Raw genomic sequence first — 14,317 nt, 5'->3', positions numbered from 1 at the left:
GTGACAGGCCGGCGCTCTAACCAACTGAGCTACACCCGCTCTCTAGCGAGGAGGCGGGCTTTAGAAGCGCCGTTCCGGCCTGTCAACGATCCGCTTGCAGAAAGTTGGGACCCGTAGCGCTGCAGTTCGATCCAGCCGCCGGCAAGCGTCGCTACAGCGAAGGCTGGAGCCTCAAGCGGCACTTGCCTCGTGCTGTCACCGGGAGATCCCAGCTTTCGCTGGGATGACGTGTTTAGGCGTGCGTCCGAGACATCGACGGTAACGATCTGGAACTTCGCGAAGGGCCACCGCATCCAAAGGATGCGCNNNGTGACAGGCCGGCGCTCTAACCAACTGAGCTACACCCGCTCTCTAGCGAGGAGGCGGGCTTTACGGAGCCGTTCCGGGGCTGTCAACGCCGGTGTTGCCGTTCGCGGTATTTCTTTGCGGCGGCGGAATATCCTGGATCAGCGTGCCGTGTTCGAACAGGAAGCCGGCGATGTCGGGCTTGCCCGCGCCTTTCAGCACCGTCTGGATGATGATGAGCAGCGGCACCGCCAGCAGCGCGCCGGGCGTGCCCCAGACCCAGCCCCAGAAGCTCAGGGTAATGAGGATCATCAGCGGATTGATCGTCAGGCGGTGGCCGACGACCAGCGGGGTGATGACGTTCGCCTCGACCAGATGCGCGCCGACCATGATCGCGGCCGGCAGTAGCGCCCACCAGATGTCGGTAAAGGTCATCAGTCCGCCCAGCGCCAGCAGCAGCGCGGCGAAGATCGGCCCCAGATAAGGCACGTAATTGAGCAGCGCGACGATCCCGCCCCACATCAGCGGCGTCGGCATGCCGATATACCATAGCGCGATCGCGACGATGACGCCCAGCATCAGGTTGATGAGGGTGATGGTGCCGAGATAGGCCGAAGTGTCGTCGACGACGTTCTGGATCACCCGCGCGGTCGCCATCGCGCCGCCAAAGCTGGTCCGCTTGGTGATCGCCGCGCGGCGCAGGTTGGTCCAGCCGGCGAGGAAGAAATAGATCACGAGGATCGCGAAGAACATCTCCAGCAGCGCCGACGGGGCCGAGGTGGCGAACAGGTCGAGCAGCGATTGCGGCGGGGCGACGGCGGTGGTCGTCTGGCGCGTGGGCGCGCTGGCGACGTTGGTGATGAGGCCGTTCACGAATTTTTCGAGGCTGGCGTAGAAATCGATCAGCGGCGCGACGTTCGCCTGAACCCGGTCGATCCGTTCAGGCAATATCTGTGCCCAGCCCCATGCCGGCACGACGATCGAGGCCAGCGCGCCATTGGCGATGATGAGGAACAACAGCACGCAGAACAGCGCGGCGAGTGGTGCCGGAACGCGGTGACGCTCCTGCCATTCGAGCAGCGGCACCAGCGCGATGGCGATGACGATCGCGGCGGTGAGCGGCAGGAAGAAGCGCGCGCCCGCCTGAAGCGCGAAGGGCAGCGCGAGCAGCAGGCCGACCCCGGCGATCAGCGTGAGCGAGGCAAGCAGCCGGTCGCGGCGCAGTTCCTCGGTCGGGGCGTCGACCACCGCGTCGACCGGATCGGACGGCGGCTGCGCGGCGGTGCCGGTTGCGCCCGTCCGCCGCACGGGGGTTTCGGGATCGGTCGGGATCGGGGTGCCGTCTGCCATGATCGCAACCTAGCCGGTCCTGCCGGGCGACGCCATCGCGCGCGCATGGATTTGCACGCTTGGCCCCGAGCCGATATGCGCCGGCGACTGTGACCGTGACTGCGCCCTCCCCTGCCCTGCTGCGCCCCCATGCCGACGACCTCGACCGGCTGGCAGCGATCGGGCGGCGGCGGCGGTTGGTGCCGATGACGGGCATCGATTTCGCGTCGAACGATTATCTGGGGCTGGCCGGGTCGGCGCGGCTGGCGGGGGCGGTGCGCGATGCGCTGGCGCGCGGCGTGGCGGTCGGCGCGGGCGGATCGCGGTTGTTGCGCGGCAATCATGCCGAGCATGACGCGCTGGAGGCGGAGGCCGCCGCCTTCTTCGGCAGCGAATCGGCGCTGTGGTTTTCGAGCGGGTTCGCCGCCAATGCCGCGCTGCTGGCGACGCTGCCGCAGAAGGGCGACCTGATCGTCCATGACGCACTGGTCCATGCCAGCGCGCATGAAGGCATGCGGCTGGCGCGGGCGCCCGCCGTGAAGGCGGCGCACAATGATGCCGATGCGGTGGAGGACGCGATCCAAGCGTGGCGTGGCGATGGCGGCACGGGGACGCCGTGGATCGCGGTGGAAAGCCTCTACAGCATGGATGGCGACCGGGCACCGCTCACCGCACTGGCGGCGGTCGCCGAGCGGCACGACGCGATGCTGCTGATCGACGAGGCGCATGCGACCGGGGTGTTCGGCCCCGACGGACGTGGCCTTGCGCATGCACTGGAAGGGCGGCCGAACGTCGTGACGCTGCGCACCTGCGGCAAGGCGCTGGGTGCTGAGGGGGCGCTGGTATGCGGCCCGGCGGTGGTGCGCGAGTTCCTTGTCAACCGCGCGCGCGGCTTCATCTTCTCGACCGCACCCTCGCCGCTGATGGCGGCGGCGGTGCGCGAGGGGCTGCGGATGCTGGCCGACGAGCCGGAGCGGCGGGCGCGGCTTGCCGCGTTGATCGACGCGGCGGCGGCGCTGCTGGCGCCGCTGGGCGTGAAGGCGACCGGATCGCAGATCCTGCCGCTGATCGTCGGCGAGGACGTGGCGGCGATGCGGCTGGCCGAGGGGCTTCAGGCCGCCGGATTCGACGTGCGCGGCATCCGCCCGCCGACCGTCGCGGCGGGAACGGCGCGACTGCGGATTTCGCTGACGCTGAACGTGACGCTCGACGATGTCGCGGCGCTGGCCGGGGTGCTGGGGCGGTTGCGGTGAGCGTGATCGTCGTCACCGGGACCGATACCGATGTCGGCAAGACGGTGTTCGCCGCCGGATTGGCGGGGGCGATCGGCGCGTCCTACTGGAAACCGGTGCAGGCCGGGACCGGCGACGGGACCGACCGCGAGCGGGTGGCGCGGCTGTCGGGCCTGCCGGGCGATCGCATCCTGCCCGAAGCCTATGCGCTTGCCACCCCCTGTTCGCCGCACCGCGCCGCCGCGATCGACGGGGTGACGATCGACCTCGACCGGCTGGCATTGCCGCAGGTGGCTGGGCCGCTGGTGGTGGAAGGGGCCGGCGGCGTGCTGGTGCCGATCGTCGGCACCACGACGTTCGCCGATCTGTTCGCGCGCTGGGGGGTGCCGGTGGTGCTGGTCGCGCGGACCGCGCTCGGCACGATCAACCACAGCCTGTTGTCGATCGAGGCGTTGCGCGCGCGGGGGGTTCCGGTGCGGGGCATTGCCTTCGTCGGCGAGAGCATGTCCGACAGCGAGGCGACGATCGTCCGGCTGGGGGGCGTCCGGCGGCTCGGACGGCTGCCGCATCTCGATCGACTGGGGCCGGACACGCTGACGGCGGCATTCGCCGACCATTTCGACCGGAGCGATTTCCTGTGAGCGACTCGCCGATCTGGCACCCCTTTACCCAGCATGGGCTGGGCGAGCCGATCCCGCGCGTCGTGCGCGGCGATGGCGCGGCATTGTGGACCGACGACGGGCGGCGGATCGTCGATGCGATCTCGTCGTGGTGGGTGACGACGCACGGCCACAACCATCCGCGCATCGCCGCCGCCATCGCCAACCAGGCGAGCACGCTCGACCAGATCATCTTTGCCGGATGGACCCATGAACCGGCCGAGACGCTGGCGGCGGGGCTGCGCGCGATCTTGCCGGAAGCGCTGACGCGGGTGTTCTTTTCCGACTCAGGATCGACCAGCGTCGAGGTCGCGCTGAAGATGGCGCTGGGATACTGGCGCAACCGGGGCGAGGACCGCCACCGCATCCTCGTGCTCGAACACGGCTATCACGGCGATACGATCGGGGCGATGTCGGTGGGGGCGCGGGGGGTGTTCAACCGGGCCTATGCGCCGTTGCTGTTCGATGTCGGCACCATCCCCTTCCCCGCGCCGGGCCGCGAACAGGCGAGTTACGATGCGCTGGCGGCGGCATGCCGACTGGGCGCGGCGGCGTTCATCGTCGAGCCGCTGGTGCTGGGCGCGGGCGGCATGATGATGTACCCGCCCGCCGTGCTGGCCGAGATGGCGCGCATCTGCCGACGCCATGGCATGCTTTTCATCGCCGACGAAGTCATGACCGGGTGGGGCCGTACCGGCACGCTCACCGCCTGCGAGCAGGCCGGGGTCGTGCCCGACATATTGTGCCTGTCGAAGGGGCTGACCGGGGGGGCGATCCCGCTGGCGGTGACGATGGCCAGTGAAGCGATCTATCAGGCGCATTACGGGCCGGACCGGGCGACGATGTTCTTCCATTCGTCGAGCTACACCGCCAACCCGATCGCCTGCGCCGCCGCCAATGCCAACCTCGCCATCTGGCGCGACGAGCCGGTCGTCGAGCGGATCGCGCTGCTGGCGCAGCGGCAGGCGGAGCGGCTGGCGCGGCTGGCGCGGCATCCCCGGGTCACGGCGGCGCGGCGGATCGGCACGATCGCCGCATTCGATCTGGGCGGGGCGGAAGGGTATCTCTCGCCGGTCGTGCCGCACCTGACCGCGCGGTTCCGCGATGCGGGCGTGTTGCTCCGGCCGCTCGGCAACACGCTGTACGTCATGCCACCCTATTGCATCGGCGAGGACGACCTTGACCTCGTCTATGCCGTACTTGAAGCGGCCTGCGACGACGCTTGATCCGGCATCCCGGTCAGGTGCTGGCGGTCCGGCGGCGGGTTTCCCAGCCCTTCTTCGCCGCCGCCGAGCGATCGGCGGCGGAGCGATCGGCCGATGCCTTGCCGCCGGCGCGGGCCGAGGCGTGGCTGTCGGGCTTGCCGCGTCCCGAGCCGGACTTGTTGCCGCCGCCCGAATCCTTGTTGACCGTCGCCCACGCGCGGGCCTTCGCCTCGTCTTCGGGAAGCCCGCGCGCTTCGTAGCTTTCCTCGATATGCGCGGCCTTGCGCTTCTGCTTGTCGGTATAGCTGCTCTTGTCGCCGCGTGGCATCGGCCCTCTCCGTTCGGATTGCAGAGCCGATAACCGACAGGGATCAGGCCGGTTTCATTCCCCGAGGATCGAGCGATACAAGGCGTGATAGCGCTCGGCCATCGCCTCGACCGAGAAGCGTTCGGCGACACGCGCGCGGCAGGCGGCCCGGTCGATCTCGCCCACCCGGCCGATCGCGGCGATCGCTTCGTCGAGCGTGTCGACGAGGAAGCCGTTGACCCCGTCCTCGATCAGTTCGGGCATCGATCCCCGGTTATATGCGATGACCGGCGTGCCACAGGCCATCGCCTCGATCACCGACAGGCCGAAGGGCTCGTCGAAGCCGATCAGGTGGAGCAGCGCCTTCGCCTGCCCCAGCATGTCGGTGCGCCGTTTGCCGCCGACCGCGCCGTGATAGACGACACGCTCGCCATCGACATGCGGCTCGACCTCCTCGTGCCAATAGCGGTCGTCCTGCACGATGCCGGCGAGGTGGAGGCGCTTGCCGACCGCTTTCGCAGCGGCGATGGCGGCGGCGGCACCCTTATCGGGGTGCATCCGGCCGAAGAACAGCAGATCGTCGCTGCCCACCGCATCGAACGGGAAGTCGCTGAGCGGAATGCCGTGGTGGATCGTCGCGGCATACTTGAGCGACGGATGCCGGTCGGCGTCGCTGATCGCGACATAGCGAACGCGGTCCTGATAGGGCGCGTACATCGGCAGGATGCGGTCGGACGAGAAGCCGTGGATTGTCGTGACCATCGGCGTGTCGACCAGCCCTGAAAAGGCATGGGCGGGAAAATCGGCCTGATTGTGGATCAGATCGAATTCGCCGGCGCGCTCGAACAGATGGGCGAGATGGGCGAATTCCCAGACCTTGGCATCGATCGCCGGGTCCTCGCTATAGGGCGCGGGCACCACCCCGGCGAGCGTCGCCGAGGTGAGGCTGTCCTGCGTGGCGAACAGCGTCACGTCGAGCCCGCGCGCGACCAGCGCCTCGGTCAACAGACTGGTGACGAGTTCCCACGGACCATAGTGGCGCGGCGGCGTGCGCCACGCGATGGGGGCGAGCATGGCGATACGCATCAGGAGACTTTCAGGATGACGCCCTCGGCGGGGCGCAGGAGATGGGGATCGGCGGTGCCCGACGGGTCGGTGGTGAGGATCGCTCCGGCCGTGTCGACCGGGACCGGGGTGTCGCCGAGGTTGAGCAGGATGCGATAGCGGGTCGTGCCGTCGCTGCGGTCGTAGCGCAGGACATCGCCGCTCGCCGTCACCGTGTCGATCGCGCCGGTGGCCAGCGCCGGGGTGGCGCGACGCAGCGCCAGCAGGCGGCGGTAGAGCGCGAGCATCGACGCCGGATCATCGGCCTGCGCCGCGACGTTCAGCGGCAGGTGCGCGGGATCGATCGGCAGCCATGGCTCGCCGGTGGTAAAGCCGCCCGCCGCGTCCCATGGGAGCGGCGTGCGGACCGGATCGCGGCCGAGGCCGAGGCCCGGCTCGCGCAGCTCGCGCGGGTCCTGCACGCGGTCGGTGGGGATGCGGGCGTCGGGCAGGCCCAGTTCGTCGCCCTGATACAGCGTCGGCGTGCCGCGCAGCGTCAGCAGCAGCAGTGCCGCAACCCTTGCCTGCACCGGCCCGACGCGGGTGGCGATGCGCGGGCGATCATGGTTGCCCAGCACCCAGTTGGGCCAGCCGCCGGGCGGCAAGGCCGCTTCATAGTCGGTGATACGCTCCGCCAGTTCGGCGGCGTTCCACTGTGCCTCGATCAACTGGAAATTGAATGGCAGGTGGACACCGGGCATATCGGCGGTGCCGTAATAGGTCATCAATCTGGGCACCGGCAGATAGATTTCGCCGACCAGCACCGCGCCGTAGCGGTCGGCCAAGTCGCGCATCTCGGCGGCGATGGCGTGGACTTCGGGCTGGTCGGTCGAATGGAGCTGATGGACGCGGTGCATCTCGCCCATGCCGGGGTGATAGTCGGGGTTGAGCGGGTTGTCGGGGAAACCGGCGTGCTTGACGATATGCCACAGCACGTCGAGCCGGAAACCGTCGACGCCGCGATCGAACCAGAAGCGCATCGCGTCCAGCATCGCCGCGCGCACCGCCGGGTTGCGCCAGTTCAGGTCGGGCTGTTCGGGCAGGAACGCGCGCGAATAATATTGACCGGTCGCCGCGTCATAGGTCCATGCCGGGCCGCCGAAATCGCTGATCCAGTTGTTGGGCGGGCCGCCGCCCTGGGCGGGATCGCGCCAGATATACCAGTCGCGTTTGGGATCGTCGCGCGACGAGCGGCTCTGCCGGAACCACGCATGCTGGTCCGAACTGTGGTTGGGCACGAAATCGAGCAGGATGCGCAGGCCCCGCGCATGCGCCTTCGCCAGCAGCGCGTCGAAATCGGCGAGCGTGCCGAAGCGCGGATCGATGCCGGTATAGTCGGCGACGTCGTAACCGAAGTCGGCCATCGGCGAGGGAAAGATCGGCGAGATCCAGATGGTGTCGATGCCGAGGTCGACCAGATAGTCGAGCCGGTCCGCGATACCGTTCAGGTCGCCCACGCCGTCACCATCGGCATCGGCGAAGGATCGCGGATAGATTTGATAGATGGTGGCGGCTTCCCACCATGGTTGCGCGGATGAAACGATCGTCACCCGCCCGATAAGCACCGGGCGGGCAAAGGGTTCCGCACGCGTCGTGTTTTGGGGTGCAGCCCGTTCGGAGCCGACGTCATTCCAGCGAAGGCTGGAATCTCATGAGGCTGGCGCACAGCAAGAGCCGCTTGAGACCCTAGCCTTCGCTGGGGTGACGGTTTCAGCGGTAACGGCCGAACGGGATGGTCCCCTACCCCTCGAACTCCATGATGACCGCGTCGACCGCGAGGCTGTCGCCCGGCGCATGGGCGATGCGCGCGACGGTGCCGGGGCGTTCGGCGCGCAGGATGTTCTCCATCTTCATCGCCTCCACCACCGCCAGCGGCTGGCCCGCCTCGACCCGGTCGCCCTCGGCTACCTCGACACGGGTCAGCAGCCCCGGCATCGGGCAAAGCAGGAAGCGCGACAGGTCGGGCGGAACCTTCGCGATCATGTGCCGGGTGAGTGCTGCGACATGCGGCGGCAGGACGGCGACGTCATGCACGCGCCCGCGCGTCGTCAGCCGCCAGCCGGTGATGGTGCGGGCAATGCGCACGGTCAGCGGATCGCCGTCGATCCGCGCGGTCACGACCCGGTCGGCGGGCCGCCAGTGCATCGCGATGTCGAGCGGCGCTTCGTCGTCGATGTTGACCAGCAGCCCGCCCGAATGACCATCGACGCTCACCTCGAACCGGTGATCGTCGATCGTCACCACCCGCTGCGTCGATCCGATGATCCGGTTGCCGAGTTGGCCGTCGATACCGGCGGCACGGTCGCTGCGGTCGAGATCGGCGGCGACCGCGATCCCGACAAGCTTGCGTAGCAACGCTGCATCGGCCGGGGCGCCGTGGAAGCCTTGCGGATATTCCTCGGCGATGAAGCCGGTGGTGAGCGCGCCTTCGCGGAAGCGCGGATGCTGCATGATCGCCGACAGGAAATCGATGTTGTTGCCCACGCCCGCGACCTCGAAAGCGTCGAGCGCGGCGATCTGCGCATCAATCGCAGTCTCGCGGGTCGGTGCCCAGGTAACGAGCTTGGCGATCATCGGGTCGTAGAACATGCTAATCTCGCCCCCTTCCACCACGCCGTCGTCAACGCGGACTTTGGACTGACCCGCCCCCGGCCCCTTCCCTGAAGGAGAGGGAGGATTGTAGCGGGTCAGGCGGCCGGTGCTGGGGAGGAAGCAACGGTACGGGTCCTCGGCGTAGACGCGGTTCTCGATCGACCAGCCGGTCAGTTTGACGTCGTCTTGCGTGAAACCGAGCGGTTCGCCCGCCGCTACGCGGAGCATCTGTTCGACGAGGTCTAGGTCGGTGATCTCCTCCGTCACCGGATGCTCGACCTGCAGCCGAGTGTTCATTTCGAGAAAATAGAACCCCTCGCCGCTGGTGTCCGCGCCCGACACGATCAGTTCGACCGTACCCGCCGAATGATAGCCGACCGCGCGGGCGAGCGCGACCGCCTGTTCGCCCATCGCCTTGCGCATCGCCGGGGTGACGAACGGCGACGGTGCTTCCTCGACGACCTTCTGGTGGCGGCGCTGGATCGAGCATTCGCGCTCGCCGAGATAGACGATATTGCCGTGCTGGTCGCCCAGCACCTGAATCTCGATATGGCGGGGGGATTCGATGAACTTCTCGATGAACACGCGGTCGTCGCCGAAGCTGGCCAGCCCCTCGCGTTTGGTCGCCTCAAAGCCTTCGCGGACGTCCTGTTCGCTCCACGCGAGACGCATGCCCTTGCCGCCGCCGCCCGCCGACGCCTTCATCATCACCGGATAGCCGATGTCGGCGGCGATCCGCGCCGCCTCGTCGGTATCGGCGATCTCGCCCAGATAGCCGGGGACGACGTTGACCCCGGCGGCCTGCGCCAGCTTCTTGGATTCGATCTTGTCGCCCATCGCCGCGATGGCATTCGGCGGCGGGCCAACGAAGGTGACACCGGCATCGGCGCAGGCGCGCGCGAAACTCTCGCGCTCCGACAGGAAGCCATAGCCCGGATGGATGCAGTCCGCGCCGGTGGCCTTCGCGGCTGCGAGGATCCGTTCGGGGTCGAGATAGCTTTGCGCGGCGGGCGCCGGACCCAGCCGGACGCTCTCGTCGGCCATCAGCACATGCGGCGCACGGGCATCGGCATCGGAATAGACCGCGACGGTCGCGATCCCCATCCGCCGCGCGGTGCGCATGACGCGGCAGGCGATTTCGCCCCGGTTGGCGACCAGAATCTTCTTGAACACGTCACTCTCCTCATCCGCCCCGTTTGCCGGGGTCAGCATCAACCGCCGCGCAGATGGCGCAAAGCCTGCGTCCGCGCGATCGTCATGCGCTCCATGCACGAAAAGCGCACCAACGGCCGTGCGTCGCCGCCGTCGACGCTGCGACCATCGACACCGGCTTCGAGCACGCATCGCGTGTCGCGAAATTTCAGCCACGCGCGCTGGCTCTCCAGCAGCGCCGCGCCATAGCCGAACCCGCCGCCGCGCGTCGTATCGCGCGCGTCGCGCGCCAGCATCGCCGCGCGCGCGACGCCCCATTCGCGGGTCATGTCGGCGTCGGCCACCCGCCAGCCCGAGGCCGCGCAATCGTTCGCCGCCGCCTGCGTCGGCGCCTTGGCGCAATTGCCGCCCACCGCATCGGCGAGGAACAGCAGCGTTAGCAGCATGCGGACTTCCGCATCGGTTCCTCGGCCACCATCGGTGTCAGCCCGAGTTTCGCCAGCAGCGTCGCGTCGGCATCGTCACCGGCGTTGCCGGTGGTCAACAGCCGGTCGCCGGTGAAGATCGAGTTCGCGCCGGCCATGAAGCACAGCGCCTGCGTCGCGTCGCCCATGCTCTCGCGCCCTGCCGACAGGCGGACCATGCTCATCGGCATGGTGATCCGCGCGACCGCGACGGTGCGGACGAATTCGATGTCGTCGATCTTCGCCAGCGGCGTGTCGGCGAGCATGTTGCCGAGCACGGTGCCCTTCACCGGCACCAGCGCGTTGACCGGCACGCTTTCGGGATGGCGCGGCAGCGTGGCCAGCGCATGGACGAAACCGACGCGGTCGGCGCGCGTCTCACCCAGCCCGACGATCCCACCGCTGCACACGTTGATCCCCGCCGCGCGGACATGGGCCAGCGTGTCGAGCCGATCCTCGAAGCTGCGCGTCGAGATGATGTTGGCGTAATTCTCAGGCGAGGTGTCGATATTATGGTTGTAATAATCGAGCCCGGCATCTGCCAGCCGCCGCGCCTGCTGGGGCGTGAGCATGCCGAGCGTCATGCAGCTTTCCATGCCCATCGCGCGGACCCCCTCGACCATCGCGATCACCGCGTCCATGTCGCGGTCCTTGGGGTTGCGCCATGCCGCCCCCATGCAGAAGCGCTGCGAGCCCGCCGCCTTTGCCTCGGCCGCGCTGGCCAGCACCGCCTGCACTTCCATCAGCTTTTCAGCCTTCAGCTTCGTGTCGGCGCTGGCCGATTGCGAGCAATAGCCGCAATCCTCCGGGCAGCCGCCGGTCTTGATCGACAGCAACGTGCAGAGCTGCACCTGCCCGACCGCATGGTTCGCGCGGTGGACGGTCTGCGCGCGGTACATCAGTTCGTCGAACGGCAGGTCGAACAGGTCGGCAATTTCCGCGCGGGTCCAGTCGGTACGGACGTCCCCCACGTCGACGGTCGTGGCAGGCTCGACAGACGCAATCACATTCATTCCACAGTCTCTCCAACCGGCGGCAAATTATGGCCGAGCAGCCGCAACACTTCGCCCGCCGCATGGACCAGATTGGTGCCCGGTCCGAAAATCGCCGCCACCCCGGCCTCGCGGAGCAGCGCATAATCCTGCGGCGGGATGACCCCGCCGGCAATGACGCGAATATCACTACGCCCGGCGTCGCCCAAGCGCGCGATGAGTTCGGGGATCAGCGTATTGTGCCCGGCGGCGAGGCTGGATGCGCCGACCACGTCGACGCCGCGTTCGATCGCGAGGTCGGCGGTTTCCTGCGGCGTCTGGAACAACGGCCCCGACACGATCTCGAACCCCAGATCGGCAAAGGCACTGGCGACGACGTTCGCGCCGCGATCATGGCCGTCCTGCCCCATCTTGGCGACCAGCATGCGGGGCTTGCGCCCGAGCCGCCGCTCGACCGCCGCCACGCCCTCGCCCGCGCGAAGCCAGCCGCTGTCGTCGGCATGCGCCGGGCCATAGATACCCTTGACCGGCGTGACCTGCACCGCGTGACGGCCGAAGGCGACTTCCATCGCCGCCGACATTTCGCCCAGCGTACAGCGCGCACGCGCCGCCGCGACGCACAGCGCCAGCAGATTGGCCTTGCCCGCCGCCCCTTCGCGCAGCCGAGTCAGGCAGTCCTGCGCCGCAGCCTCGTCGCGGCCGGCGCGGACCGCATGGATGCGGCGGATCTGGTCGGTGCGGACCTTGGCATTGTCGATCGAGAGGATGTCGATCGGGTCCTCCTGCGCCAGCCGGTATTTGTTCACGCCGACGATCACGTCCTCGGCACGGTCGACCCGCGCCTGACGCGCGGCGGCGGCGCGTTCGATATGTTCCTTGGGCAATCCCGAGTTCACGGCGTCGATCATGCCACCGGCCGCCTCGACCTCCTCGATCAGCGCCCATGCCTTGTCGGCCAGTTCCTTGGTCAGCGCCTCGACATAATAGCTGCCGCCGAGCGGATCGGCGACATGGGTCATCCCCGTTTCTTCCTGAAGGATCAATTGCGTGTTGCGCGCAATCCGGGCGGAGAAGTCGGTCGGAAGGGCGACCGCTTCGTCGAGGCTGTTGGTGTGGAGCGACTGGGTTCCGCCGAAAGTCGCCGCCATCGCTTCCACGGTGGTGCGGACAATATTGTTGTACGGGTCCTGCTCGGTCAGCGACACGCCGCTGGTCTGGCAATGGGTGCGCAGCATCTGGCTGCGCGCATTGCCGCCGAACCCGGCGATGATCCGGCTCCACAGCGTGCGCGCGGCGCGCAGCTTGGCGATCTCCATGAAGAAGTTCATGCCGATGCCGAAGAAGAACGACAGCCGCCCGGCGAACGCATCAATGTCCAGCCCGCGCTCCATCGCCGCACGGACATAGGCCATGCCGTCGGCCAGCGTGAACGCCAGTTCCTGCACGGCGGTCGCCCCGGCTTCGTGCATGTGATAGCCGCTGATCGAGATGCTGTTGAAGCGCGGCATATGCTCGGCGGTATAGGCGATGATGTCCGACACGATCCGCATCGAGGGTTCGGGCGGATAGATGTACGTGTTGCGGACCATGAACTCCTTCAGAATATCGTTCTGAATGGTGCCCGAGAGTTTCTCCGGCCCGACCCCCTGTTCCTCCGCCGCGACGATGTAGAAGGCGAGGCACGGCAGCACCGCGCCGTTCATCGTCATGCTGACCGACATGGTGTCGAGCGGGATGCCGTCGAACAGGATTTTCATGTCGTCGATCGTGTCGATCGCGACCCCGGCCTTGCCCACATCGCCCGCAACGCGCGGATGATCGCTGTCGTACCCGCGATGCGTCGCCAGATCGAACGCGACCGACAGCCCCTTCTGCCCCGCCGCCAGATTGCGACGGTAAAAGGCGTTCGATTCCCCGGCGGTGGAGAAGCCGGCATATTGGCGGATGGTCCATGGCCGGCCGGCGTACATCGACGCCTTTACCCCGCGGGTGAACGGCGCAAAGCCGGGCAGCCCCGGATCGGGCGCGTCGGCGGCGGTATAGAGCGGCTTGACCGTGATCCCTTCGGGCGTGGTCCAGGTGAGGTCCGCATCCTTTACCTCGCGGGCGGCGAGTTTCTGCCAGTCGTCGATCGTCGGGCCGGTCATCATGCGGTTCCTTGGGCCAAGCGGGCCGTGAAGTCGAGGTTTGCCATTAACGCCCGAGAAAGCGGGGGTTTCGTTTGGCGATAAACGCGCCGGCCCCTTCAATGGCGTCGGCGGTGCCGCGTGCGGTGCGCTGCGCTTCGGCCTCGCGCGCCATCGCGTCCGGGTAACTGCTGTCGAGCGCGTGGGTCAGGTTGCGGCGGGCAAGGCCCAGCGCGACGGTCGGCCCCGCCGCCAGCCGATGGGCGAGCGCCAGCGCCTCCGCCTCCAGCGTATCGTCGGGCACGACCGCGTGGATCATGCCCCAGTCGAGCGCGGTCGCGGCATCGATCCGTTCGCCCAGCAGCATCATCCGCGCCGCCCGCGCCCGCCCGATCAGGCGCGGGAGCATCCAGCTTGCCCCGCCATCGGGGACGAGGCCGATGTTGATGAAGGCTTGCAGGAAATAGGCGTTGTCCGCCGCGACGCAGAAATCGGCGGCGAGCGCGAGGCTGCACCCGATGCCCGCCGCCGCGCCGCGCACTGCGCTGACGACCGGCACGTCCAGGTCGGCGATCGCCTGCAACGTCGGGTGATAATGATCGGTCAGCGCGCCATGCGGGTCGGCAAGGCCGGCGGCGGCGGCGATGTCCGCGCCAGAGCAAAAGGCGCGCCCTTCGCCGCACAATAGGACGGCGCGCGCGCCGTCCAGATGGCCCAAACATTCGCGGATCGCATCGAACAGTGCCGGGGGCGCGGCGTTCAGCCGGTCGGGCCGGTCGAGTGTCAGGCGCAACACGTCGCCGTCGCGCGTCACGCGCAGATCATCCGCCATCGAATCGCTCTCCCGTATCTTTTGTTACGGTTTTGCGG

General features: G+C 68.2%; 12 protein-coding genes. 3 read left to right on the top strand and 9 right to left on the bottom strand.

The genetic code is table 11. From position 1 onward, the window contains the following. Positions 1-369: 369 nt before the first annotated feature. Entirely contained in the window at positions 370-1,635 is a 1,266-nt protein-coding gene (locus ASE78_RS05665; RefSeq protein WP_082467029.1) for an AI-2E family transporter, read from the bottom strand. 95 nt (positions 1,636-1,730) lie between these two features. Here ASE78_RS05665 and ASE78_RS19440 point away from each other — a divergent pair, with 95 nt between their 5' ends. From ASE78_RS19440 to ASE78_RS05650, 3 genes are read left to right on the top strand one after another with little or no spacing between them, the layout of a single operon-like run. Continuing rightward, positions 1,731-2,867, top strand: coding sequence for an 8-amino-7-oxononanoate synthase (locus ASE78_RS19440; RefSeq protein WP_156351298.1), 1,137 nt, complete (start codon positions 1,731-1,733; stop codon positions 2,865-2,867). Then, positions 2,864-3,487, top strand: a complete 624-nt coding sequence (gene bioD, locus ASE78_RS19435; RefSeq protein WP_056494375.1) for a dethiobiotin synthase — start codon at positions 2,864-2,866, stop codon at positions 3,485-3,487. Before ASE78_RS19440 ends, bioD begins: the two co-directional genes overlap by 4 nt. Then, entirely contained in the window at positions 3,484-4,731 is a 1,248-nt protein-coding gene (locus ASE78_RS05650; protein ID WP_056494372.1) for an adenosylmethionine--8-amino-7-oxononanoate transaminase, read from the top strand. Before bioD ends, ASE78_RS05650 begins: the two co-directional genes overlap by 4 nt. Before the next feature lie 13 nt (positions 4,732-4,744). Here ASE78_RS05650 and ASE78_RS05645 read toward each other — a convergent pair whose 3' ends face one another. From ASE78_RS05645 to ASE78_RS05610, 8 genes are all read right to left on the bottom strand, one after another. Continuing rightward, complete coding sequence (locus ASE78_RS05645; RefSeq protein ID WP_055755892.1) at positions 4,745-5,038, bottom strand: hypothetical protein; 294 nt, start codon at positions 5,036-5,038, stop codon at positions 4,745-4,747. Between the two features lie 54 nt (positions 5,039-5,092). Beyond that, positions 5,093-6,103: a glycosyltransferase family 4 protein gene (locus ASE78_RS05640; protein WP_056494371.1), complete on the bottom strand. Its 1,011-nt coding sequence runs from the start codon at positions 6,101-6,103 to the stop codon at positions 5,093-5,095. Then, positions 6,103-7,671, bottom strand: a complete 1,569-nt coding sequence (locus tag ASE78_RS05635) for an alpha-amylase family glycosyl hydrolase (protein WP_235514887.1) — start codon at positions 7,669-7,671, stop codon at positions 6,103-6,105. Before ASE78_RS05635 ends, ASE78_RS05640 begins: the two co-directional genes overlap by 1 nt. A gap of 190 nt (positions 7,672-7,861) precedes the next feature. Then, a complete protein-coding gene (locus ASE78_RS05630) occupies positions 7,862-9,886 on the bottom strand; it encodes an acetyl/propionyl/methylcrotonyl-CoA carboxylase subunit alpha (RefSeq protein ID WP_056495229.1) in 2,025 nt (674 codons plus the stop codon). 38 nt (positions 9,887-9,924) lie between these two features. Beyond that, positions 9,925-10,311 carry a lysozyme inhibitor LprI family protein gene (locus tag ASE78_RS05625; protein ID WP_056494368.1) on the bottom strand — a complete coding sequence of 129 codons (387 nt, stop codon included), beginning with the start codon at positions 10,309-10,311 and terminating at the stop codon, positions 9,925-9,927. Continuing rightward, positions 10,302-11,333 (bottom strand): biotin synthase BioB, encoded by a 1,032-nt coding sequence (gene bioB, locus ASE78_RS05620; protein ID WP_235514913.1) that lies wholly within the window; start codon positions 11,331-11,333, stop codon positions 10,302-10,304. Before bioB ends, ASE78_RS05625 begins: the two co-directional genes overlap by 10 nt. 5 nt (positions 11,334-11,338) lie before the next feature. Continuing rightward, on the bottom strand, positions 11,339-13,471 hold the full coding sequence (gene scpA / locus ASE78_RS05615) for a methylmalonyl-CoA mutase (RefSeq protein ID WP_056494362.1): 2,133 nt from the start codon (positions 13,469-13,471) through the stop codon (positions 11,339-11,341). Between the two features lie 43 nt (positions 13,472-13,514). Then, the gene (locus ASE78_RS05610) at positions 13,515-14,279 is read right to left on the bottom strand and encodes an enoyl-CoA hydratase-related protein (RefSeq protein WP_056494358.1); all 765 of its coding nucleotides are present in this window, start codon (positions 14,277-14,279) and stop codon (positions 13,515-13,517) included. Positions 14,280-14,317 lie beyond the last annotated feature (38 nt).

This window comes from Sphingomonas sp. Leaf25, assembly GCF_001421635.1.
GTDB lineage: Bacteria > Pseudomonadota > Alphaproteobacteria > Sphingomonadales > Sphingomonadaceae > Sphingomonas.
This window is presented reverse-complemented; position numbering and strand designations above follow the sequence as displayed.

Excerpts from the sequence above, each read along its gene's own strand:
- ASE78_RS05665 (WP_082467029.1), bottom strand. The coding sequence starts at position 1,635 with ATGGCAGACGGCACCCCGATCCCGACCGATCCCGAAACCCCCGTGCGG.
- ASE78_RS05645 (WP_055755892.1), bottom strand. The coding sequence starts at position 5,038 with ATGCCACGCGGCGACAAGAGCAGCTATACCGACAAGCAGAAGCGCAAG.
- ASE78_RS05640 (WP_056494371.1), bottom strand. The coding sequence starts at position 6,103 with ATGCGTATCGCCATGCTCGCCCCCATCGCGTGGCGCACGCCGCCGCGC.
- ASE78_RS05625 (WP_056494368.1), bottom strand. The coding sequence starts at position 10,311 with ATGCTGCTAACGCTGCTGTTCCTCGCCGATGCGGTGGGCGGCAATTGC.
- scpA (WP_056494362.1), bottom strand. The coding sequence starts at position 13,471 with ATGATGACCGGCCCGACGATCGACGACTGGCAGAAACTCGCCGCCCGC.
- ASE78_RS05610 (WP_056494358.1), bottom strand. The coding sequence starts at position 14,279 with ATGGCGGATGATCTGCGCGTGACGCGCGACGGCGACGTGTTGCGCCTG.